Raw genomic sequence first — 22,915 nt, forward strand, 5'->3', positions numbered from 1 at the left:
AGACGTCCTTGCCGGCGGCGAGCAACCGGTCGGACGCGCCGGCTTCGGCGGGAAATTCACACACGACGATGGGAGAGCAGGAGTGGAACAGTCGACGCTCGCTAGTCACCGAGCATCGAAATACGCGTCCGCCAACTCGCGGTCGGGCGCGTGTGGGAACGTGCCGCGCCGTCGTGCAGGTGTCTCGGTGTCGATCCGGTGTCAGGTCGGCGGATGGTAGCCGTCACAGACCATCCTGCCGGCGCCGGCCGGTCGGGAGCGCTCCTTGCGATGAAGCGGAGTGCGACGCGCCTTGCCAAGGCCCCGGTGGCAGCTGCCGGGTCCACCGGTCGCGGTGTCGCTCTTGCTCTATCCGTCTTGCGCTACTCGGTTCAGGACACTCTCACCGGCCGACTGCCGGTGGGCGAATTCATGTGGCAAGCATGGGCTTTGTTCAAGGTCACCGCGACCCCGGCCGTTCTGATGGCGATACCGATCGGCGGGATCGTGACGGTGGTGGTTTCCGGACTGGTCGCGCAAGTGGGAGCAACGGCCCTCCTCGGCGCGGCAAGCGGGGTGGGGGTGCTCCGACAAGGAGCACCCGTCACCGCCGGATTGTTGATGGGAGGCGCGGCGGCGTCGGCCATCGCTTCGGACTTCGGGGCTCGGGCGATTCGCGAAGAGCTCGATGCCATGCGGGTACTCGGTGTGGACCCGGTCCGGCGTCTGGTGGTACCCCGGTTCCTGGCCCTGTTGTTGATCGCACCCATGCTGACATTGGTCATCATCGTCTCCGGTACGGCTTCGGCGTTCCTGCTGTCGGTCACGGTCAGCGATGTGGCGCCGGGGAGTTTCTGGAATTCATTCGGAACATTCGCCAAGATGACCGACGTCTACTTCGCGATCGGTAAAGGCCTTGTCTTTGCCTCGATCGTGGCCGTCATCTCCTCGCTGCGGGGCATGGAAGCGAAGGGTGGCCCGCGTGGTGTCGCCGACGCCGTGAATGCCGCCGTCGTGATCAACGTCATTCTCATCCTCTTCGCCAATCTCGTCATCACACAGATATCGACGATGTTCTTCCCCACGGCGGTCGCGTGATGTCCACTCCATCGACACTGTCGCGTGCACGTGCGGCCACCGCCGACGCTGCGAAGAAGCCGTTGACCGGCATCGGGCAGTGGGCGCTGTTCGTCGGCCAGGTCTTCTACTACCTGCCGTTGACCGTGCGTCGCTATTCTCGTCAGACGTTGGCCGCGACGATCAACATGGCCTGGGGCAGGGGGTCGCTGGTCGTCGACGGCGGCACCATCAGCGTGCTGCTACTGCTCGGTGTCGCTACCGGTGCCTCGCTGGGCATCGAAGCGCTCGCGGTATTGGATATCTTGGGATTTGGTTCCCTGTCGGGCATCATCGGCGGCATCGGAGCTGTGCGGATTCTCGGGCCCATCGTTGCGGGCATTGCGTTCATGTCCCAGGCCGGAACGCGGATGACGGCCGAGATCGGCGCAATGCGCATCGCCGAAGAGATCGACGCCGTAGAGGCAATCGGTCTGCGACCTATCCCGTTCGTTGTCGGCACGCGTCTGATCGGCGCGCTGACGTGCGTGGTACCCGGCTATCTGCTGACGCTCATGGGGGTCTTCTACACGATCCAAACGGTGGTCGTGGTCTTCAATGGCGAACACGGTGGTACGTATTTCCACTACTTCGTCATGTTCCTGACGCCGATGGACCTGCTCTACTCGGCTGTAAAGTTGAGCATCTACTGCGTCGCGGTGACGTTGATCCATTGCTACTACGGATATTTCGCATCGGGCGGGCCGGTCGGGGTCGGTATGGCATCGGGCCGGGCGGTGCGCGCGAGCCTGGTGACGATCGTCGTTCTGGACTTCACCACGACCGTGCTCCTGTGGGGCCTGCAGCCCGAGTTCATCTTCAAGGGATAGGGGCGTCTCATGTTGAGAGGATCTGCCCAGCGGCAGGAACGGGTGTTGATGAGCATCGGGGGCGCCGTCGTGTTGTGCGTCGCCTCGGCGGTGTCACTCTTCGTCATCAACCCCTTTGGCGGAGACGCCAAAGATAGCTATTCCGTAGTGATTTCGACACCTTATGTCGGTCAGGGGGTCGAGGCCGGAACGGCAGTCGTGTTGCACGGTGTCAAGGTCGGCGAGGTCACCAATGTCACCAACACTGCCGACGGCGGCGTGCAACTGGATACGGACCTACAGGCGCAACCAACCAGCGGCCTGAGCGACACGATGGGTATTGATTTCCGGCCTATCAACTATTTCGGTGTGCCAGGCATCAACGTGGAGCCGAAGTCTGGCGGTGCAGCGCTCAGGGACGGCAGTAGGGTCAATCTGACGCCTTCGGGCAACTTCACGCTTTCGGAGTTACTCAATCAATTGGGTGACGTGTCCGAATCCTCGCTGACGCCGCAGTTGATCAAGGTCATCGATCGCGTGACCCGCTACACCGACGGATTGAACCCGCTCTTCGAAACCGCCGTCACGATGGTTCGCGCCGTCGAAGCCGTTCAGACCGAACCCACGGAGGAGCAGCTGAACAGGCTCACGTCAGCGGTGGTGGCGGTACCTCCGTTCGTGAACGAGGCAGTGATCGCCGGCAGGCGAATTCTCGACTACAGCTATTACCCCGGGCAGGTCCGCGGGCCTGCGACGTCGAGCACACACAATGTGGAGTTCCCGTTCCTCACCGATGTCCAGGTTCCGAACATCGGCCAGATAACCCCCGAGTACTACGCGAGGCACTGGATACCCTTCATGGAGCTCGCACAGAACGGCTTGTTCGGCGCAGTGGGCAAACTCGTCGGCAGTCACGTCGATGACCTGACGCCTCTGATCAGTGGCCTCAAGGCGATCACCGATACCGGACCCGTCTTGCTCCGACCGCAGGACCTCGCACAGAAGCTATCCGAACTGCGTACTCGATTCGAGCATCTCTACGCGGGAAACAATGAGCAGCATGCGGTTTCCGTTCGCATTTTGTTGGACAGCCTGCCCGGCGTGGCAGCGCCGGTCGGCATCGTCACGGAGGGGACACCGTGAAGCCGCTAGCTGCGACCTGGCGGATAGGAGTGGCTCTGGTCGTTTCGGCGGTGCTCTTCATCCTGCTGTCGAACACTCTCGTCAATCCCGTCCACATCAGTACGCGGACGTACATCGCCGAGTACACCGATGCCTCCGGGCTACATCCCGACGGTGACGTACGTGTGCGCGGGGTTCGCGTCGGCAAGGTCAATTCGGTCGACCTGGCCCGCGTCGATGGCCAGAACGTCGCTCAGGTCACGTTCACTTTGGACAACAAGTACGCCGTCGTAGCCGACACCCGGCTCGCTATCAAGTTCCAGGCGCTGACCGGGGTTCGCTATATCGACGTGACCAACCCGGCGGAGGAGTTCGGCGACGGAGACGTGATCGAGCGGATCCCGACGTCGATGACTCAGCCCTCGTTCGACGTGACCGCCCTTTTCAACGGTCTTCAGCCGGTGCTCGCCACGTTGAGCCCCGAGGAGATCAACACCTTCACGTCCAATGCCGCCTCATTCCTGACCGGTGACGGAAGCGGGCTGGCGCCGCTGCTCGAGAGCGTCCGCCGGCTCACGGAGTTCGTGTCGAACAGGCAACAGATCGTCGCAACGTTGATGAACAACCTCGCAGAGGTCGCCGACGGACTCGGGGGTACCTCCGAACGCTTCATACACCTCATAGATCTGCTGAATCAGCCTGTGGACAAACTGAACTCCGTTCTCGACGAGTTCCGCAAGGATCTCCTGTACGGCGCGGACTTCTTCGATCCGGTGGTCCGCCTGCTGCACAATGCCGGGTTCCGGAACGGAGTCAACGTCGATGACGCACTGGACCGGGCATTCAGTAACCTCGACAACTTCTTCGACGCGTTCAAGTTGGTTCCGGTGATCAACGAGAACATTCCGCCTCCGGGCAACGACGGGACAGAGGTCGAGCCGTGTTCGCGAGGCAACTTCCAACTCCCGGAAACTATGGACGTGCTACTGAACGGTCAACGGGTGGTGCTGTGCAATCGCTGAGTCTCAATCGTGTTCTACGCAGCCCGGTGTCATGGGGCTTCACGGCCATCACGGTCGCGGTTGTCATCGGGTTGGTGCTGACCTACGTCTACTACAACCCGCCGAGTCAGCGACAGGCCGTTTCCTTCTACACAGACGACGTGAATTCGATCAGGGTCGGTGACGAGGTACGAATGGCCGGAATCAAGGTCGGCACGGTGACAGCCCTGGAGTTGGAGCCGAGCCAGGTGCTGGTGACCGCCAAGATCGAGGACGACGCATTCGTCGGGGATCAGTCGCAGGTCGACGTCCGGATGCTCACGGTCGTGGGCGGGTACTACGTCAACCTCTCGTCGATGGGCAATGCCCCACTGGGTCAGGAGACCATCCCACAGTCGCGAGTGACGATGCCCTACAGCCTTATTCGGACCCTTACCGACACAACCAAGATCACCGAGAATGTCGCCACCAAGCCTCTCAACGAATCCCTCGACCAGATTTCGCAGGGCCTCAGTGGCACGAATGTCCAAGTGATCTCAAACACCATCGACGCGGGTAACGCGCTGATGTCCACGGTGGACAGGCAACGCGGGCAGGTGACCAAGATCCTCGACCTCTCGGACGAGTACATCAGGACATTGGCCAACTATCGGGATCAGTTCGCGCAGCTGGTGCGCAAGATCGCCATCGTGACCCAGACGATGGTGGTCTACCAGAAGGGTGTGTCCCAAACGCTGCAGGGACTCGGCGACGTCCTGCTCGCCTTGAAGCCGCTGGGTGACTTCTACGAGACGCACCGCCTCGAGTTCATCGAGAAAGTGCGGGATTACCTGGAACGAGGTCGGGTGTTCGTAGAGCAGAACGGACTCACCATCCGTGCGCTCAAGCGAATGCAGAACTTCGCTGATCGCGTACTCAACGCGCAGAACGCGGAGCCAGGACTGCTGGCGACCGATCTCTGCGTACCGATGCCGGGGAGCCCGTGCTGATGACGACATCGCGTTCAGGCCGAATCAGGCGTGTGACGTCCCTGACGCTGGCCGTGGCCTCCTTGCTCGCATGCTCATCGTGCGCGACGTCGGAAAAGCAGGCAGTAGCGGCGTATTGCGCTGTCATGCCGGACAGCGTCGGGTTGTACGTCGACAACCCGGTGACCCATCTCGGTTATCCGATCGGCAAGGTCACTGCGATCACACCGTCGACGAAGTCGGTGCGCGTCGATTTCACCATCGACGGCGGACTTGAGATTCCGCTGGAAGCCAAGGCTGTCACCAGATCTACGTCGATCCTTGCCGACCGGGCGCTCGAACTCGTCGGTGACTACGAGGGGTCGACTCAGCACTTGTCACCCGGCGGTTGCATCCCGCTCGATCGGTCATTGACACCGAGGAGCCTGTCCGAGGTCATCGGGTCCTCGACAAACTTCATCAACTCGATCAGTCCGGATGGATCGGACAACATCGGGCGGGTGGTGTCGGGTATCGACCAGGCGCTCAATGGTCAGGGGTCGAAGGCCAACACATTGCTGACCACCACGTCGTCCGTGGTCGACTCGCCCGAGCAGGCGGTCGGGGATATGGCCGCCATCACGCGCAATCTCAAGGAGCTGACCACGATGCTGGTCGATGTCGAGCCGACGCTCAACGGAGTGTTCGACGATCTGGCGAGCTCCGCGGGCGAAGATGCGGCAGAAACCCTCGAAGGATCATCCAAGACGATGGAGGGCATCAAATCGGTCGTCGAAGCTGCGGGCGGCATCGAACGGGAGTTGGGTCCGCAGATTCAGCAACTGCTCGACGCGGTATCCGTCGCGCTGAGGAAGGCCAGTCCCCGCGCTCCCTACTACGCGAGCCTGCTGAATGTCGCGCCGCGGGTGCTAAACGGACTGGTCAACCTTGCCAACGACCACCAGTTCACCTTGCACTATCGGCCGCCCCTGTACCGGGTGCGGATGCCCGATGGGGTCGCTCAGTGCAACATCATGAATGCCTCTGTCCCGGGTAGCTGCGCGAACGTCAAGGGGACGCCGTACGCGGTGGACGTGGCGTTGCTCCAGTACGTGCTGACGCTGGCGGCGAACAAATGATGCGACAGTCCCGAGTGCTCGCTGGTGCCGTGGTCGCGACCGTCGTCCTGGCGGTCACGTCCTGTGCGGCGGTCAACGTCGAGGCCTTGCCCCAGCCGGGCCCCTCCTATGACGACGGATACGACATCGTCATGCAATTCGACAGCGTGCTGAACCTGCCCGACCGCGCCAAGGTGGTGCTCGACGGAGTCACGGTCGGCGTCGTGTCGGAGATGGCACTCAACGGTGCTGACGTGAACGTGACCGCCCGCATGAGTCGCGGGGTCACCGTCCCGTCCAACATCAGGGCGGTTCTGCAACAGGCGACCGTGCTGGGCGATATCTACGTCGCACTCGAGCGACCCGCGGAGAATGCCGCTCCGGGCGCCGTATTGGCTCATGGTGGAGTGATTCCGCTCGCGCAGACGACGTCGCCACCGCAGCTGGAGGACACCATCGCGAGCCTCGCGAACTTCGTGTCCAGTGGCTCCATCCAGCGAGCACAGAACACCATCATCCGTCTCAACCGCGTCGCGCCGTCCAGCGACGAGATCAAGCTCTTGACAGGCCGTGTCGAAACCAACCTTTCGGCCCTGTCGGAGAATCTCGACACCGTCGACCAACTGCTGAACGGAGTCGCTGAGGGCGCCGCAGTCATGAACAGTCGACTGCCGGAGCTGGACTACCTGTTCTCCCCAGAGGGACAACTCGGATTCGAACACCTCATCGGAATCCTCAACTACATCGGGACGATTCTGCCCAGCGTCGGAAGTATCACCTTGGGCGGCTACTGGTTGGTCCCCTTCCTCAACTCGCTCGCCGACTCCGTGGGAGCGCTCCAGGAGTCGAAGGTGGCCGGCGAAACCGAGATCCCCAAGTATCGACAACTTTTCACCGAGATGTTCCTCCCGGTCGACAAATATCCAGCCATCAACATCACCTCGATCATCGGGCCGGACGGGCGGGAACTGTCGGGCAATGTGCAAGAGGTGTTGAGGATTCTGGGGGCCATGCCGTGAACGCCATCACGAAGAAGGATGTGCTCTCCTACATCGTCTTCGCCCTCATCATCGGCATAGTGCTGTTGTACTTCGGGTCGCTCGGACTTCGTATCGGTCCACCGTCGAACCGGACCAACGTGACGATGGATGTTCCTGATGTCAACGGGCTCGTCCCGGATTCAAATGTGCTGTTGCGCGGCGTACCGGTCGGCAAGGTCACCGGCACAAGGACGTCTCTGGACGCAGCGTCCATCGATTTCTACGTCGACGGGCAGTATGAGATCCCCGTCGATACCGAGGTGCAGCTCCAGAACCTTTCGGCGTTGGGTGAGTCCTACATCCAACTCGTTCCCCGCAGCGAGGGCGGCCCGACGCTCAAGGACAACCAGCGCATCTCGACAGAATCGGTGGTTCAGCCGCCGTCGATCTCGGAGTTGGCGACAAGTGTTGTGCGAGTACTGGATCAGATGGATCCCCAGGCGCTCGCCCGCATCATCGGTGAAACCGATTCCGCATTGCCCGATCCGGTGGCTGTGCTGCCCAATCTGTCGCGCGCGAGCAACGTCTTCAACAACATGCTCAACGGTCTGAACGGCGAGGGGCGGGCACTACTGAGCAATTTCGGGACGCTTATCCAGAACTCCGAATGGGTCAATCCTGATCTGACCACGTTCACCCCGATCGCTGCGAAGGCCGGTATCAACTTTCAGGACTTCTACAAGCACTTGCCGCTGCTGCTGAGTCCCAATCAGCCTGAGGACATCGCACTGCTGAACAACCTCGTCGCGCGGATCCAGGCGCTGCTCGACGTCAACGGCGGCGATCTGAAGGTCCTCGGCGAGGCGTTTCAACCGAAGCTCAACACCATCGCCGCGACGCTGATGAATTTCGATACCGGTCAGATTCTGGATCACTTCCTTGAGCAGGTGCCCGCAGACGGGGTGATCACGTTGCGGGTGAGGCCGTGACGAGCGCGGACGTGCGGGGCCCGCGAGATGTCAATCTAGGGAAAGGCAGCAGGATGACCATCAACGACGTCGATGTAAAGGACAGTCGCGAGACCGATTCCGATACGGCGGAGACTGATTCGAGTTCGTCGGATCCCGGCGCTGCAGACGGTGGTGCCACATCACCGCGTCGACCTCGGTCGATCTCGCTGAGCCTGCGCGGTCTCATGGTCACCGGGCTGATTGTGGTGCTCGCGGTGGCGGTCGGTGTCCTGGGCTGGCTGTACGGTAGCGCGCGCCACGAATTGAACGCACAGGTCGCGCAGGCGGCGAATGATGCTCGGGCGGAGAAGATCGCGCTGGATTACGCTGTCAGCGCCGCAACCATGGACTACAAGGACCTGCAGGCTTGGCACGTCAAGCTCGTCGCAGGCACCACTCCCGAACTCAACAAAAAGCTCTCCGACGCCGGCACTCAAATGGAGCAGGTGCTGGTTCCGTTGCAGTGGAGTTCAAGCGCACAACCTTTGATGGCCAAGGTGAGGTCGGCCACGGACGGCGTCTACGTCGTGGACAGTTTCGTCAGCGTGCAGACGAAGACCGCGCAGGCACCGGACGCGCTGCAATCGACGGCGACCTACAGCACCACGATCGACAGCAACAACAATTGGCTGATCACCGACGTCGGAGGCATCGGTTCGGCGATGGGACCCAAGTGAGACCGGGTGTTCGGCACAGTGCGCTTGCCCTGCTCTGTGCGACGGTCTTGTCGGCAGCCGGCATTGCCTCGGGTGCGCCGGTCGGCGCGGAACCCGACGCCGACGTCGGCCCGCCGGGGCCGCCGTCCGACAGCATGGTGATCAGACCCCTTCCCGTCATCACGCCGACGGCCTGGGGGTGGACACCGAAGTTCCCGTTCCCCTACGACAAGACGAGGAACATGGTCACCGACGCCGACATCGCGGCGATGAGCGACATGTGCCAGTGGTACAACGCTCAATACGCCACACTGCGCTTCCAGATCGACAGGCTGCAGACGAATCGGATCGGGCCGGACGGCAACGATTTCGACTACAGCCGCGACAACATCCAGCAGCAGGTGGACATCGTGACGGGCAACATCAGACAGGCCGTCGACTTCCTGACCCCGCGTGTCCATGCACTGTCGCAGCCGCAGAACCCCTTTGGCGACCGCTATTTCGCCATCTACGAGGGGGAGGCCTTCTTCAAACTGTGGGAGCAGCTCTCCAACGTCAACAACGGGATTCTGGCGCATCAGCCCAACTGGTTCACCGGGCCCTCGGTGCAGAAGGCGAAGCGTTGGGGCAGTGATATCCATCGTTCGCACGTGTGCGAACAGTGACGACGGCCCGACGAGGAGAAGTGCGATGACGGTCGAGGTATTCGAGAAGACGGGCACGGCCACACCATGGAGTCGGTTCCTGGATCTGAGCGCCGGACTTTGGGTGAGTTGTCTACTGGCCGCCGCCTTGACGATGGCGGGCATATCCGTGGCCCCGACCGCGGCAGCAGATGACACCGAGAATCTGCGCGCGGCAGTGGCGGCTTCTCGACCACCGACGTGTGAGCCGTTGCGATCTGATCCGATCATCGATCAAGCGGCGCTGGGCATCAACAGGACCACCGACAGGTGGATCAACCACGAGGCGCGTGCCGTGCCCGAGACCGACGCGTTGCCGGTCCTGAAGGATCTCGGATACGGCGGCAGCAAGGCGTCGATACTGTCCGGTGCCGCGACGGACCCGGGCAATGCGATCAAAGTGACGATCCTGCAGGGCTTCAAGCTGCTCCCGGACTGCTCGTTCTCCGATTTCGGTGTCAGCACGCTGTACAACGCCAAGAAGAACATGATTCTGACAACCGTCGTGCTGGCAACGCCGTAGCGCGCTGATCGATGTCATTTCCCACGAATTGTGGTTCGCTTCAGGAAGGGATACAGGTGAATCGGATACACGCGGCACTCGGGTCGATCTTCATGGGAATCGCCGGTGTCATCTATCCGCCGATCGCACACGCGGAGGAGACCGTCACCTACGACATCTTCTCGCAGGTCGTCGGCCGACTGGCCGAAGTCGAGTACCGCGACATATCGGGTAAACACCTGCTGCGGGACGTTCCGCTTCCCTTCACCCTCAGGGTGCCGGTTGTCGACGCAACGAGCCCGACGGCTGACGGCGCCGAGCTACGAGCCGACTGGCGACCCCCCTTCCGCACCGCGGCGACGGTAGGGCGGGTTCTGCAAGGCCAGTTCGTCACGGTGCGGATCACCAAGGGTACGGACGTACTGTGCGAGAGCATTCTGGACGTGGGCAATGTGACGTGTTACGGCAGCGTGCCGCACACGGCGGTGAACGAATCTTCTCCGGGAAATCTGCCATGATCAGCGAGCCCGGACAGGTCGCGCGATGCGTCTACGCCTGCCTGACGGCTCTGGCGGTGGCGTGCGGTTCTTCGCTCGCTGCGGCCACGGCGCTCGCCGAACCAAACAGCGGCTCTGATGAGAGTCCTTACCCGGCGGCATATCTGATCCTGGACTACTACGAGAAGGTGAAGTACGACGACTACTTCACCACTAGTTCTGGCGGCGTCTGGTTTTCGACTCCACTCGGACTCAACTGCGGTATCTGGGATCGGGGGGCCTTCGCCTGCCAAGGCGACATCCGCGGTGCGCCGGGTACCACGAATGTCGGGTGGGTCAGCGGCCAGATTCGGATGCGCACCGACCCCGGTTTCATCGTGCTGACTCCACCCGGCAGGGCACAGCGCGAACTACCCCCACGCAGCTTCATCGAGTACAACGGGACTCGGTGCGCCACCATGGCCGACACGAGCACCTATTGCTCGCGCGGCCCCTTCAGGTTCTTCATCACGCCGACACGGACGTGGTTGAGTCCACCATGACCGTTTTGAGGGAAGGGAGAGGGACCACGCGTGCGCACATCTGTTAAGACCTTGAGCTGCATCGCGGGCCTGTTCATCGCACTCGCGGCGTCGCCGACGGCCCGGGCGGACGACGCCGCGGTGATCGACGCGGCACGCGAGATCGGCATCATGAACAGTGATGTCAACATCATCAGCGCTGGTCGATCGGTCTGCTATGTGCTGCGGTTGGGCAACCGGCCTCCGGTCGAGATCAGCAAGAAGATCGCCCGCAATTTCGTCATCGACCAGGACCAGGCTCGACGCTTCGCCTTGGTTTCCGCCAATGAGTGGTGCCCGCAGTGGAGTGGGTTGTTCGCCGGATAGGACATCGGCGGATGGGCTGTCCTGCTGACGGCAACGGTCGACGCTGGGCTACCTCTCACGAACTCGATTCGGTGACAAGACGAGTGGTGTGGCGCCCTCAGCGGTGTTTCCGGCGAGCCACCACGGTGATCGCGATGAAGTCCAGCACCACGCGGCCTGACTGGTCGACCATGGTCGACCCGCACACGATGTCGGCACGTTCCGGCTTCATCACCACGTCGTCGATTCTGATCTGTCCGGTCAGGCATGCGCCGGGAAATACTGGGTGCGGCAGACGCATGCGTTCGATTCCTTTGCCCGCAACCAGTGCGAGTCGCGGGAAGAACGACCGTGATGCCATGCTCGAGAAGTACGCCATGGTGTGGACCCCGCTGGCGATGATGTCGCCGAATGGGGATCGGGTGTCGTCGAGGTGGATCTCGAGCGGGTCGTACCGAGCGGCGAAATCGATGATGGCCTCACGCGTGACGTCGACACTGCCCAGATTCATGCGGTCGCCGACCTGGAGATCTTCGGCGTGCCATAGGTCGTGGCCAGACAGCGCCGCGAGGTCTCGTCCGATGGCGGGGGTTGTCGGCGGGTTCTTCATCGCTCACCGAGAACGCGCGTTGTACGGACGTGGCGCGGACGGGCCGAGTGTTTCAACGATATTCCCGATCTTGAGCTAGGTGCGGTTGTTGGCTGCGGTATTAGAAGATCTCGGCGTCAGAGGGCCAGCAGCGGTGCTGGCGCCGCTGGGACGTGTGGTGGCCGCGAGCGGACGGCGGCGATTCGCACGCGCAGGACGTGTTCCATCGGAGTTCCGCGATAGCCCCGTGCCCAATCGTCGAGCCGGGCGACCAACGAAATCGGAAGCTCCAGATCGATCGCGGTGCAATGGTCGAGGAGGTCGAACAGCGTGTTCTCGATCTCGCCCGCGCCAAGAAGAGTCGTCATGCGTGTGCGTTCTCGGGGCGGCAGATGCGGACGCATCAGTTCGACGAACGACCACGCCAAGATGCGCTGTTCGTCGCGGGCAAGGTATCGATCGGCAGACATGTCTACTCCAAATGGTGGCGAGGCTGATTGTGGCTGTCACGTCCAGTCGTGGTGGCCGTCATCGGTAGTCCACGGGTCAGTAGCTCGATGACCGCACCGGATCATCCGGCGCGAGCGCCGTCCTCGCCGAGCTGCAGAACGCCTTCCTCGACGAGAGATTCGAACTCCGAGTCGGTCATGTTCAGCACGCTGCGGCATATCTCGCGGGTCTGCTCGCCCGCCAGTGGTGCCGGACGTAGTGGCCACGGCGGTATCGTCTGAAAGTGCGCAAGCTGCCTGGCGGTCGGCAGACTCATCGGAAGTCGATGGTGCGTGATTTCGGTGAAGGCATTGCGCGCCAACAACTGTGGATCCGTCAGCAGTTCAGGTAGACGGCGCATCGCGCCCGCCGGAATCTCCGCCGCCTGCAGGGTGTCCATCACGTCGTCCGGCGCTCGCGTTGTCGTCCAACCGGCTATCACATCAGCGACGGCGGAACGGTTTTCCAACCGAGCGTGGGCAGTGGCGAACTTTTCGTCGAGCACCAGATCTGGGCGGCCGACAATCTCACATACTCGCTGCCAGTCCCGGTCATCTCGCACGCTGATGACGCACCATTCGTCGTCGCCGGCGCACGGGAAGACTCCCGACGGCACCGTATAGCTGCCCGCGTCGACGGCCACCGGAGAAGCGTTGGTGTGCAGCGATTGCGTCACCAGCTGCGGTCCGATCTGCATGATCGCGGTGTCGGCTTGGGCGACCTCGATACGACATCCGTGGCCTGTCCTCATCCGTTGGATCAGCGCGGCCAGCACCGCGGTGGCGGCCACCTGTGCGGCGATGTGATCGGGGTAAACCGTCGATCCGTCGCACAGGCTGTCCGCCGAGTCCGGATACCGCCACAGAGCGGAGACTCCGCACGCGGCGCGCACCAGCGGCCCGTAGCCGAGTCGCTTGTTCCACGGTCCGGTTTCGCCGAACGCACTCGATTCGGACACGATGATGCCGGGATTGATGGCGGACAACACGTCATAGCCGATTCCCATGGCGGCCAGCGTGCCGGGTTTGAAGTTGGCGAGGACGAGATCGGCATCGACAGCAAGTCGTTTGAACACCTCGATGCCGGAACTGGACCGCAGGTTCAGACCGAGGCTGCGGCGGTTGCGATGACCCCAGGCGACCGACGCCGCCAGCGAGTTGCCGCGTTTGGACTGTCTGAGGCCGTCCGGGAATTCCGAGTTCTCGATCTTGATGACATCGGCGCCGTTGTCTGCGAATTGACGCCCGAGCTCGGCGCCGAACACGATGACACCGAGGTCCAGGACTCGCAGACCTTCGAACGGTGGTGTTCCGACCGGGTAGCCGGGTGCGATCGGCGGAAGCGCGCTGTGCGCGACACCGATGACGGACTCGTTGTGCTGTCCGGGCTGCGGTGCGGGGTATCGAAAACCCATCCGGTCACCGTTCAATCTGCAGTAACCATGCGGAATTCGCGCGGTCACACCGGGGGCGAGGGATGCCTCGACCAGCGTGCCGGACTCCTGGAAATGATCGGTGTGCAGAACTTCGGCAGGCGCATTGACGCCGCCGATCGGTATCCCACGCCTCGTGCCCTCGGCCACCAGCTGATCGCGCGTGTAGGCGGCGAACAACTCTTCGATCAATGGATTGAGACGATCCGCGGCCGCAAAACGAGCCGGGATCGTGTCGAAGATCGGATCGGCGAACTCCGCTGGCTCGCCCAACCAGAGGAACATCGATCGCCATTGGCGCTTGGCCAACAGACAGATCCGAACCCGGCCGTCGCGGCACCGATACACCGGGTAGAAGTTGGCTGCATCGGGTCGTCCGCGCGGGTAGTCCTCCGAACGACCGGCCGCCGCGGACCCCTGCACCCCGAAGCCGGGATCGAAACCGTGTACCAAGACCTCGAGCGCCGAGATGTCGACGGTCTGCCCGCGACCGGTGTGTAATCGGTCGTAGTAGGCCAGCAGGGCCGACCACGCGGCGTGCACGCCCACGGACTCTTCGACGATCCCGTCGGGAGGTAACAGCGGTGCAGTGTTCGGTGCGCCGGACCGGGACAACACCCCACTCAGTGCATAGAGGGTGGCCTCGGTGCTCGCCCAGTCCCGGTAGGGGCCGGTCTGTCCGAATCCTGTGATCGAGACGTAGACCAGAGCAGGGTTCACCGTGGCCAGGTCGGCCGGTCCCAAACCGTGGGTACCCAGTCGGCCCGGCCGCGCCGATTCGATGAAAATGTCCGCGCCCGAGACCAGTTCACGAAGCTGGGTTCGGTCGGCCGGGTCCTCGATGTCCAGCGCGATGCCGAGCTTGTTCGCGTTTCGCAGGGCGAAGGCAATGCCGAGGTCGGCGTGCCGCGGTTCAGTCCGGCGCGACGCCGAGCCGGTCGGGTGCTCCACCAGGATGACCTCGGCGCCGAGGTCGGCGAGGAAGCGGCCGGCGGATGCGCCGAGTCCATCGGTGAGATCGAGTACTCGAACTCCGTCGAGGGGTAATGCCACGGGTACTCCTTTGGCGTCGCCGGGGCGTTCCTGCAGATCTGCCGGGTCAGTCCGAGCCCAGATAGATCGATTTCAGCGCGAAATACGGGCTCAGTCCCTCGGGCCCGAGCTCGCGGCCGAGGCCGGAGGCCTTGCGACCGCCGAACGGGACGGCCAGATCCAGCGCGTAATGGTTGATTCCGACCGTTCCGCTATCGATACGTGCGGCGAGGTCGATTCCGTGTTGCTCATCGGTGGTCCACACTGTGCCGCCGAGGCCATAGGCGGAATCGTTGGCAATCCGTATTGCCTCGTCCTCGTCGGCATAGCGGGTGATGACGAGGACAGGTCCGAAGATCTCTTCCTGCGCGATCCGTGCCGCGTTGTCCACATCGCTGAAGACAGTCGGCTCCACGAACCAGCCCGCGGTCTGTGCGGCCGGTATGCCGCCGCCGGTGGTGATCTGGTAGCCGGCGTTGCGCCCGTCCTCGATGAGACCGAGCACCCGGTCTCGTTGGGCGGAGCTGACGAGCGGGCCGATCGCGGTTTCCTTGTCCAGTGGGTCGCCGACTGCCAGCGACCGTACCGTTTCGGTAACGACCTCGACGACCTCGTCGTAGCGGTTCTGCGGTGCCAGGATGCGGGTGCTCGCGTGACAGGTCTGACCGTTGTTCGGCAGTGAGACCTCCAACAGGTTCTTGGCGAATACATCGAGATCGACCGACTCGGTGATGATGGCGGCGGACTTGCCGCCTAGTTCGAGCGTCACCGGCCGCAACAATCGGCCGCACACCTCACCGATGGCCCTTCCCGCTGCGGTAGACCCGGTGAAGGCGACCTTGTCGACCCCTGGGTGCGCAACCAGATGGGCACCGGATTCGCGGTCACCGGGAACGACGTTGAGCACCCCCGCAGGCAGTCCCGCCTCGACGGCCGCTTCGGCGAACACGAAGGCGTCCAGCGCCGTTTCCGGGGCAGGCTTGAGCACGACGGTACAACCGGCGGCCAAGGCCGGGGCCAGCTTCATGGCCGCAAGTCCCTGCGGATAGTTCCACGGCGTGATGGCGGCGACCACGCCGACCGGTTGCCGGGCGACGATGCTGCGGCCGCGTAGTGCGTTCGGTCGGATCTCCAGGGTCGAGTATTCCCGGATGAGTGTGGCGTAGTAGGAGAACATCAGGGCGGGGGCATATCCGTTGGCGCCCTTGGACAGCGAGATCGGCATTCCGTTCTCGCGGCTAACGAGGGCGGCGGTGTCCCGGGCGCGTGACTTCAGCGCGGCACCGATGCGGTCGAGCAGATCGGCCCGTTCGGTGGCGGTGTAGGACGCCCACGGGCCGCGTAGCGCGCGCCGTGCAGCGTTGACCGCGATGTCCATATCGGCGGTCGATCCGAGTACGCACCGGGCAAGGGGTTGCTCGGTGGCGGCCTCGATGACCTCGACGCTCTGAGCGGAGCGCGGCGCGACCCACTGACCGTCGATGAAGAGCTCGGTTCGGTCGGTGGTCATCAGACTCCGCGCTCGACAGGCTGTTCGACCGGAAAATTCTCCAGGCCGGCGGCCAACCATCGACCGTCGTGGTTTGCCCAGATGGATCGAAGTCCGATCAATCTGTCGCCGACGTCGTAGACCGTCTCGCCGATCATGAGGTCACCCTCGGCCCGAACGTCTCGGATGGTGTGTGCGCGGACTACGCCGCGCGGCGTGTCGACACCGTCGAACACGGCGGGAACGTTCTCCTGGACCATGTCGGCCAGGATGGCCTTGATGTCGCCCGCGGCAACAAATGATATGTGCCTTTCGTAGATGGGTCGGAACTCATCTACTGACATGGTCTCTCCTTTGAATTCACTTCGCCCGCGGGCGTAGGTCCGTTGTCGTGTCGGCAACATGCACGTATCCATAAAACTTATCGCGTTAGTTTGAGCTCCACAAGATATGAAGGTATCCGGTAATTCTTCGATGGCTTCGTTGTCGTGATGCGTCCCGTCCACGAGCTCAGGGCGCCGCTGGGTGTGTCACAGGTCGAGGGTCAAGCGTGGTGTTCGACTGCGTGACACACAGACGAACATGACATCGTTCTCTGCCCGTTCGGACTCGGTGAGCAGCGAATCGCGGTGCTCCGGAACCCCCGCCAGTACCGTGGTCTCACATGTGCCGCAGGTGCCCTCCAAGCAGGAGTACTTGACGTCGATACCCGCTTCGCGCAGAACATCGAGCACCGATCTGTCGGCCGGCACCGACAGGGTCCGGTCCGAGCGGGTGAGTTTGATCTCGAACGCCGACGGATCGGCCACGGAATCCTGCGCCTTGGCGGCAAACCGTTCGACATGCAGGCTGCCGGCCGGCCAGTCGCGGCAATGATGTTCCACGGCCTGCAACAGTGGTTCCGGACCGCAGCAGTAAACGGCCACGCCATCGCGCGCCGGACCGAGATCCTGCGCGAGGTCGAGTAAACCGACCTCGTCCTGTGGTCTTATCAGGACCTTGTCGCCGTGGCGCTCTTCGAGTTCGCGGTGGAAGGCCATGGATGCTCGTGACCGGCCGCCGTAGACCAGCCGCCACGGGAGACCCGAGGCAGCGATCCGGCTCACCATGGCCAGTATGGGGGTGATGCCGATCCCGCCGGCGATGAACACGTACTCGGGCGCCGCAACCAATTCAAAGTTGTTGCGCGGTGTGCCGATCATGAATCGGTCACCCACTGCCAGCCGATGCACGGCAGCTGATCCGCCGCGGCTTTCGGGTACCCGCAGCACCGCAATGGTCAGGCTGCGACGGTCGGTGAGGTCGCCGCACAGCGAATACTGCCGAACCAGGTCGTCGAGCAGGACATCGATATGGGCACCGGGATCCCAAGTCGGGAACTCCTGTCCGCAAACGGTGGCAAGGGTGATCTGAACAATGTTGTCGGCCAGTTGTTCTCGATGTACGACTTGGACTTCGATCTCGTGCCTCCCGGTGCGGCCGACTGTCATTGCATTCCCTTTGCGGTGAGCCTCATCGTTTACCGTATTGCGATAGTTTTATGAGGAGTGGGTGGGCCTGCGGCATGTGGCCGAAGGTGTGGTGGATGCACTGCCATGTCGCGGGGTCGTCGGGCTATCGGACGGGCATCGCACAGGGGATCGACCAGCCACGCTCGGCCGAACCGGTCTGCGTCGCCGCCGAGCCACTTGACCTCTAAAACTGAAGATTATAGGTTAATTTCGAAATGAAGCGCCACTCCCCGTGGAGAACTCCCGGATGCCGGCGCCGGAGCGTGAGGAGCTCGTGAATTGCCCGAGATCGTGGCCGAGGATGTGCCGCCGGAGCTGGTCGAGCTCGTCAGGGCGCACAGCCACGCGACCATCACGGGTGATGTCGCAACGGTTCTGGACGACTTCCGCCCCGACCGTCGTGGCCAGCTGATCGGTTCGGCGAAGTTGCCGCCGAACGTCGCAACCTCGGAGCTGCAAAGCATCGGACCTGATGGCGACGGTTTGGTGTCCGCCATCACATGCTACTCGACGGCCGATGGTGTCGACACCTACTTGCGTGCTCGGTGGATCAAGATCGACTCGAGATGGTTTGTCAACGATGTGCGCAACCTTCCCGACACGCCGCCACAGATGGCAGACACCGGTCCGGCTGAGGATGGATCTGACCTTCCGTTCTGGGAGGCCCTGCGCAACAGGGAGTTACGTCTGCCGCAATGCGACGAGTGCGGAAACTGGGTATGGCCCTGCCGGCCGATATGCCCGTGCTGTCACAGTTTCGGTCGTACCTGGTCGAGTGTCGCGCTGACGGGCACCATCTTCTCCTGGATACGCACGTGGTTGCCGTTCGCGCCCGCCTTCACCGGGCACCTGCCCTTTGTGACTCTGGTCGTTGAGCTGCCCCAGGCGGGTGACCGCCGGCTGCTGGGTGTGTTGTTGGATGCCGACGGTGTCGAGCCCCGGATCGGTCAGCCGGTGGTCGGTGAGATCGAAGCGCCTGAGGACCCCGACGGGTGGCCGGTCCTGCGTTGGCGCCTGGCTTGATGGCAATGACCGAAGGGGCGCAGAGTTCATGAATGCAGACCGGACCTTGCGAGGTCGGACCGCGGTGGTGGGCATTGCCAACACCCCGTACCGCAAGCGCGGCTGCAGTGACCATTCGGCGCTGGAGCTCATACTGCAGGCCGTGCTGGCGGCGTGTGCGGACGCCGGAATCGACCCTCGGGAGATCGACGGGTTTGCGTCCTACGCGAACGACCGCACGGAGGGATTGGTCGTCGGAGCGTGCCTGGGTGTCCGAGAGATCCGTTGGTCGAACTTGGTGTGGGGAGGCGGCGGAGGTGGGGTGGCCGCCGCGGTCAACTCGGCCGCGACCGCCGTGGCCACCGGCCAAGCGGACTGTGTGGTCGTCTACCGGGGCATCACCGAGGCGGACGACGGGCGCGGCAGCTATGGCAAGGGCCATTTCCCGTCGGCGCTGACCGCTCACGGAGTGGTCGCACCGGCTCAGATCTGTGCGCTGCGCACGCAACGCATGTTGAAGGTCGACGGCGTTCCGCAGTCGGCGATGGAGGCTCTGGTCATGGCGTCCTATCAGCATGCTCAGAACAACCCTCAGGCGGCGGCGTATGGAGCCCCGATCGATCACGCGATCTACGCCGGTTCACGCTGGGTGAGCGAGCCGCTGCGGTTGTACGACTGCTCCAGGGAGAACGACGCCGCGAGCGCGATCATCGTGGTGTCGGCGGAGCGGGCCAAGGACTGCGCGAGCACACCCGCCTATGTGCTGGCCGGTGTGCAGGGCTCGGGGCCGAACTGGAGCGAGTCCATGGAGAACGAAGAGCGCTACACCAGTGCAGGATTTCATCCCGCGATGGTGTCGCGACTGTGGCAGTCGGCGGAGGTGCGGGCCGAGGATGTCGACGTGGTTCAGGTATACGAGAACTTCAGCGGCCCTGCGGTAGCCTCACTCATCGATCTCGGGCTGTGCCCGCCGGGCCCTGCTGCGGGCGAGTTCATGCAGTTGCCGAACCTCCTTGCGCCCAAAGGAGTTCTGCCGATCAACACAGCGGGCGGGAACATAGCGGAAGGATTCGTGCACGGAATCGGTCTGGTGACCGAGGCGGTCCGTCAGATTCGCGGGTCGTCACCGAACCAGGTTCCCGGCGCCGAGGTCTCGCTGCTGCTGGGTGGCCCGATGGCGCCGCTGGTGAGCGCCACGATGTTCGGGTCGGCGTCCACTCTGTAGGTGGCCCTCCCGACGGAGCGATCTCTTTCTGGCGGGTTCGCATCGAATTGACGAATGCGGGCGATGACTCGAGTCCCAGTGGGTGGGTGATCGCCCTTGACATCAGTTATCTAATTACATAAGTTTTATAGAAGTTGCCCGCGCCATCCTGTCAAGGCGGGATCTTGCGGATTGTCACCGTTACATCGCCTGCGGGAGTATTCGTCGTGAGCCAACCCGACCCGGATCCCTCCTATCGTCATATCGGCTACTCGGTGGCGGACGGAGTCCTGACCATCACGTTGAACCGTCCCGAGCGGTTGAATGCTTTCACCGAGTTGATGGCAACCGAGCTCATCGACGCCTTCGACCGCGCCGATGCCGACGACGCGATTCGCGCCGTCATGATCACCGGCGCCGGACGCGGGTTCTGCGCCGGTGCCGATTTGGAGTCCGGGGGCGATACTTTCGACTTTACGGGCGAGCGTGACTACCGCGATACGGGTGGGCTCGTCTCACTGCGGGTTTATGAATCGCTCAAACCGGTGATCGCGGCGATCAATGGACCGGCGGTCGGCGTGGGCATTTCGATGACCCTACCCGCCGATGTCCGATTGGCCTCCGAAAGTGCACGTTTCGGGTTCGTCTTCGCCCGCCGGGGTATCGTGCTGGACGCCGCATCGAGCTGGTTTCTACCGCGCACTGTGGGGATCGCGCGGGCCCTGGAGTGGACCGCCACCGCGCGGATTTTCGGTGCAGGTGAGGCGCTCGACGCCGGACTGGTCAGCAGTGTGCATCCGGCCGACAAGCTGCTGCCCGCGGCCTACGCGGTGGCGACGGAGATCGTAGCCAACACCGCGCCGGTGTCGGTGGCGCTCAACCGGCAGATGCTTTGGCGGATGCTGGGAGCCGACCATCCGATGACTGCGCACGAGCTGGATTCTTGGTTGGGGCAATCCCGCGGTGCTTCCGCTGATGCCAATGAGGGTGTCACGGCTTTTCTGGAGAAGCGCACGGCGAACTTTCCGGACAGAGTGTCGACCGATCTGCCTGCCGGATATCCGTGGTGGAAGTTCCGGCCCTTCATTCCCGATCAGTTCGGATGATGCCGACGTCCAGGTCATCTGACGAGAGCGGCGCGGATCTGGACTTGGGCGTCGGAGCTGACCACCATGAAGCCGGGAAGGACAGGCAGTGACGGCGCATATCACCGATGGATTGCGGTTCTGGGCGGAGGCGGCGCCGCATCGGGCTGCGATCGTATTCGACGGCAGCGATACCGTGGACTTTCGCACCCTTGAATGCTGGAGTGACACCGCCGCGCACGATCTGACGAGTGCCGGGCTGCGTCCAGGAGAGCGGGTGGCCATAATCGGAGAGAACAGTCTGGAATGGTGTGTGGCCGCACTCGGTGTGCTCAAAGCCGGCGCTGTGGTCACTCCGTTCAACAACCGGTTCACCAGCTCGGAGCTGAAGCAGCTCGTCGAGGACGCCGATCCGGCGATGGTGTTGACAGATGTCAGTAGTCGGGAGCGCATGTTGGATGCGTTGTCCGACAGGAATATTCGGATGCGATCACTGGTGGACATCGCGGCGCTGCGGGTCGTCGAGCACCGGCCGTTCGACCGACATGTCACCGATTTCGACGACGTCGCGATCATCATCTACACCAGCGGCACGACATCTCGGCCCAAGGGTGTGACAATCACCCATCGCAGCGCCTTCAGCTTCATGGCCGAGATGGCATTGGCCGAACCCGCGCTGCGACCCGGTGGGCGAATGATCTTTACGTTGTCGATGGCCGGGGCACCGGGCCTACCGTGGCACGTGCTGCAATCCTTGACCCGAGGCATGACGTTGTTCTACGAGCGGGGTTTCGCCGCCGAATCCGTGCTGTCGAGATTGACCACCGAGCGGATCGAAATCATGTGCGGTGTGCCGGTTCAATTCGAGCAGATCGCAGCCCAGCCGGGGTTCTCCGATGCAGACCTGTCGAGTCTGAGGCTGGTGACGATCGCCGGCGCCCGGATCCCGCTGGGAACCGTGCAATCATGGCTTGCCAAAGGTGTACCGCTCCGACAGGCGTACGGCATGACCGAACTCAACGGCTTCTCCACGCTCAATCCTGCCGAGGAGGCGATGACACGGCCTGAGTCGATCGGGCGAGGTTCGGTCTTTACTCGGCACCGAGTGGTCCGCCCCGACGGAACCGATTGCGACCCAGGAGAATGCGGCGAGATCGTCGTCAACGGCCCGTCTATCATGCCAGGATACTGGCGCAATCCGGAGGCGACGGCAGCAGCCTGGCGCGACGGCTGGTTTCACACCGGTGACCTCGCGGTGGTTGATGGTGACGGTTTCATCAAGGTGGTCGACCGGATGAAAGACCTCATCATCTCGGGCGGTTTCAACATCGCACCCTCGGAGATCGAGGCGGTGATCGCCGACGTTCCGGGTGTGCAGGATGTCTGCGTCATCTCGGTTCCCGATGCGAAGTTCGGAGAAGTGCCGGCCGCGATCGTGTACGCCACGGAACCGGTCGACGAGCCCTCGATCGTCGAACACTGCAAGCGGCATCTGGCGGGCTTCAAGGTGCCCAAACATGTGAGGATCGAACCGGAGCCGTTGCCGAGAATGGTCAGCGGAAAGATCGCTCGGCGAGAGATTCGGGCACTCCACGCTGATCTCGGCTGCGTCACGTCATCGTAGATCCTCGGTCATGACGGAATTCCGAATCGCAGAATTGGGCATTCACCGGCAGTGACGAGTGCCTCGCGCAGACAACAGCGGGTCTCGATTGGCGACCGTCGATCACCGATAAACCTATCGGTTATCGTTATTCGGAGTACTAGTTCGACACCCGCGGTACGGGTCTGAGAGG

The 22,915-nt window shown here is 62.9% G+C and carries 24 protein-coding genes; 18 read left to right on the plus strand and 6 right to left on the minus strand.

Features of this window, described 5'->3' with window-relative positions; genetic code table 11:
- The first annotated feature begins 270 nt into the window (after positions 1-270).
- The 14 genes from PGN27_RS20345 (at position 271) to PGN27_RS20410 (ending at position 11,307) form a co-directional block, all read left to right on the plus strand.
- Positions 271-1,077, plus strand: coding sequence for an ABC transporter permease (locus PGN27_RS20345; RefSeq protein WP_335327729.1), 807 nt, complete (start codon positions 271-273; stop codon positions 1,075-1,077).
- The gene (locus PGN27_RS20350) at positions 1,077-1,925 is read left to right on the plus strand and encodes an ABC transporter permease (RefSeq protein ID WP_335327730.1); all 849 of its coding nucleotides are present in this window, start codon (positions 1,077-1,079) and stop codon (positions 1,923-1,925) included. Before PGN27_RS20345 ends, PGN27_RS20350 begins: the two co-directional genes overlap by 1 nt.
- Positions 1,926-1,973: 48 nt before the next feature.
- Positions 1,974-3,047 (plus strand): MlaD family protein, encoded by a 1,074-nt coding sequence (locus PGN27_RS20355; protein WP_335327731.1) that lies wholly within the window; start codon positions 1,974-1,976, stop codon positions 3,045-3,047.
- Positions 3,044-4,048, plus strand: a complete 1,005-nt coding sequence (locus PGN27_RS20360) for an MlaD family protein (protein WP_335327732.1) — start codon at positions 3,044-3,046, stop codon at positions 4,046-4,048. Before PGN27_RS20355 ends, PGN27_RS20360 begins: the two co-directional genes overlap by 4 nt.
- A 26-nt stretch (positions 4,049-4,074) precedes the next feature.
- A complete protein-coding gene (locus PGN27_RS20365) occupies positions 4,075-5,016 on the plus strand; it encodes an MlaD family protein (protein ID WP_335327733.1) in 942 nt (313 codons plus the stop codon).
- A gap of 125 nt (positions 5,017-5,141) precedes the next feature.
- Positions 5,142-6,113, plus strand: coding sequence for an MlaD family protein (locus PGN27_RS20370; protein ID WP_335327734.1), 972 nt, complete (start codon positions 5,142-5,144; stop codon positions 6,111-6,113).
- Positions 6,110-7,111 (plus strand): MlaD family protein, encoded by a 1,002-nt coding sequence (locus tag PGN27_RS20375; RefSeq protein ID WP_335327735.1) that lies wholly within the window; start codon positions 6,110-6,112, stop codon positions 7,109-7,111. Before PGN27_RS20370 ends, PGN27_RS20375 begins: the two co-directional genes overlap by 4 nt.
- Positions 7,108-8,061: an MlaD family protein gene (locus PGN27_RS20380; protein WP_335327736.1), complete on the plus strand. Its 954-nt coding sequence runs from the start codon at positions 7,108-7,110 to the stop codon at positions 8,059-8,061. Before PGN27_RS20375 ends, PGN27_RS20380 begins: the two co-directional genes overlap by 4 nt.
- 53 nt (positions 8,062-8,114) lie before the next feature.
- Complete coding sequence (locus PGN27_RS20385) at positions 8,115-8,759, plus strand: hypothetical protein (RefSeq protein WP_335327737.1); 645 nt, start codon at positions 8,115-8,117, stop codon at positions 8,757-8,759.
- Positions 8,756-9,403: a hypothetical protein gene (locus PGN27_RS20390; protein WP_335327738.1), complete on the plus strand. Its 648-nt coding sequence runs from the start codon at positions 8,756-8,758 to the stop codon at positions 9,401-9,403. The genes PGN27_RS20385 and PGN27_RS20390 overlap by 4 nt, the downstream gene beginning before the upstream one ends.
- A 25-nt stretch (positions 9,404-9,428) precedes the next feature.
- Positions 9,429-9,944 (plus strand): hypothetical protein, encoded by a 516-nt coding sequence (locus PGN27_RS20395; protein WP_335327739.1) that lies wholly within the window; start codon positions 9,429-9,431, stop codon positions 9,942-9,944.
- A 92-nt stretch (positions 9,945-10,036) separates the two neighbouring features.
- Positions 10,037-10,441: a hypothetical protein gene (locus PGN27_RS20400; RefSeq protein ID WP_335327740.1), complete on the plus strand. Its 405-nt coding sequence runs from the start codon at positions 10,037-10,039 to the stop codon at positions 10,439-10,441.
- Positions 10,438-10,962 carry a hypothetical protein gene (locus PGN27_RS20405; protein WP_335327741.1) on the plus strand — a complete coding sequence of 175 codons (525 nt, stop codon included), beginning with the start codon at positions 10,438-10,440 and terminating at the stop codon, positions 10,960-10,962. Before PGN27_RS20400 ends, PGN27_RS20405 begins: the two co-directional genes overlap by 4 nt.
- A 30-nt stretch (positions 10,963-10,992) precedes the next feature.
- Positions 10,993-11,307, plus strand: a complete 315-nt coding sequence (locus tag PGN27_RS20410; protein ID WP_335327742.1) for a DUF732 domain-containing protein — start codon at positions 10,993-10,995, stop codon at positions 11,305-11,307.
- A 97-nt stretch (positions 11,308-11,404) separates the two neighbouring features.
- Here PGN27_RS20410 and PGN27_RS20415 read toward each other — a convergent pair whose 3' ends face one another.
- The 6 genes from PGN27_RS20415 to PGN27_RS20440 all read right to left on the minus strand — a co-directional run bounded on the left by PGN27_RS20415 (position 11,405) and on the right by PGN27_RS20440 (position 17,807).
- Positions 11,405-11,896, minus strand: a complete 492-nt coding sequence (locus PGN27_RS20415) for a MaoC/PaaZ C-terminal domain-containing protein (RefSeq protein ID WP_335327743.1) — start codon at positions 11,894-11,896, stop codon at positions 11,405-11,407.
- A gap of 116 nt (positions 11,897-12,012) precedes the next feature.
- Positions 12,013-12,345, minus strand: coding sequence for a hypothetical protein (locus PGN27_RS20420; RefSeq protein ID WP_335327744.1), 333 nt, complete (start codon positions 12,343-12,345; stop codon positions 12,013-12,015).
- A gap of 101 nt (positions 12,346-12,446) precedes the next feature.
- Complete coding sequence (locus tag PGN27_RS20425) at positions 12,447-14,849, minus strand: CaiB/BaiF CoA transferase family protein (protein WP_335327745.1); 2,403 nt, start codon at positions 14,847-14,849, stop codon at positions 12,447-12,449.
- Between the two features lie 46 nt (positions 14,850-14,895).
- Positions 14,896-16,338 (minus strand): aldehyde dehydrogenase, encoded by a 1,443-nt coding sequence (locus PGN27_RS20430; protein ID WP_335327746.1) that lies wholly within the window; start codon positions 16,336-16,338, stop codon positions 14,896-14,898.
- Positions 16,338-16,661: a hypothetical protein gene (locus PGN27_RS20435; RefSeq protein WP_335327747.1), complete on the minus strand. Its 324-nt coding sequence runs from the start codon at positions 16,659-16,661 to the stop codon at positions 16,338-16,340. The genes PGN27_RS20430 and PGN27_RS20435 overlap by 1 nt, the downstream gene beginning before the upstream one ends.
- Positions 16,662-16,847: 186 nt before the next feature.
- Complete coding sequence (locus tag PGN27_RS20440; RefSeq protein ID WP_335327748.1) at positions 16,848-17,807, minus strand: PDR/VanB family oxidoreductase; 960 nt, start codon at positions 17,805-17,807, stop codon at positions 16,848-16,850.
- 300 nt (positions 17,808-18,107) lie between these two features.
- Here PGN27_RS20440 and PGN27_RS20445 point away from each other — a divergent pair, with 300 nt between their 5' ends.
- The 4 genes from PGN27_RS20445 to PGN27_RS20460 all read left to right on the plus strand — a co-directional run bounded on the left by PGN27_RS20445 (position 18,108) and on the right by PGN27_RS20460 (position 22,743).
- Positions 18,108-18,851 carry a Zn-ribbon domain-containing OB-fold protein gene (locus PGN27_RS20445; protein WP_335327749.1) on the plus strand — a complete coding sequence of 248 codons (744 nt, stop codon included), beginning with the start codon at positions 18,108-18,110 and terminating at the stop codon, positions 18,849-18,851.
- A gap of 28 nt (positions 18,852-18,879) precedes the next feature.
- Complete coding sequence (locus PGN27_RS20450; RefSeq protein ID WP_335327750.1) at positions 18,880-20,055, plus strand: thiolase C-terminal domain-containing protein; 1,176 nt, start codon at positions 18,880-18,882, stop codon at positions 20,053-20,055.
- A 206-nt stretch (positions 20,056-20,261) separates the two neighbouring features.
- Positions 20,262-21,140, plus strand: coding sequence for a crotonase/enoyl-CoA hydratase family protein (locus PGN27_RS20455; RefSeq protein WP_335327751.1), 879 nt, complete (start codon positions 20,262-20,264; stop codon positions 21,138-21,140).
- Positions 21,141-21,228: 88 nt separating this feature from the next.
- Complete coding sequence (locus PGN27_RS20460; RefSeq protein WP_335327752.1) at positions 21,229-22,743, plus strand: class I adenylate-forming enzyme family protein; 1,515 nt, start codon at positions 21,229-21,231, stop codon at positions 22,741-22,743.
- The last annotated feature ends 172 nt before the right edge of the window (positions 22,744-22,915 follow it).

It is taken from the genome of Mycolicibacterium neoaurum (genome assembly GCF_036946495.1).
GTDB lineage: Bacteria > Actinomycetota > Actinomycetes > Mycobacteriales > Mycobacteriaceae > Mycobacterium > Mycobacterium neoaurum_B.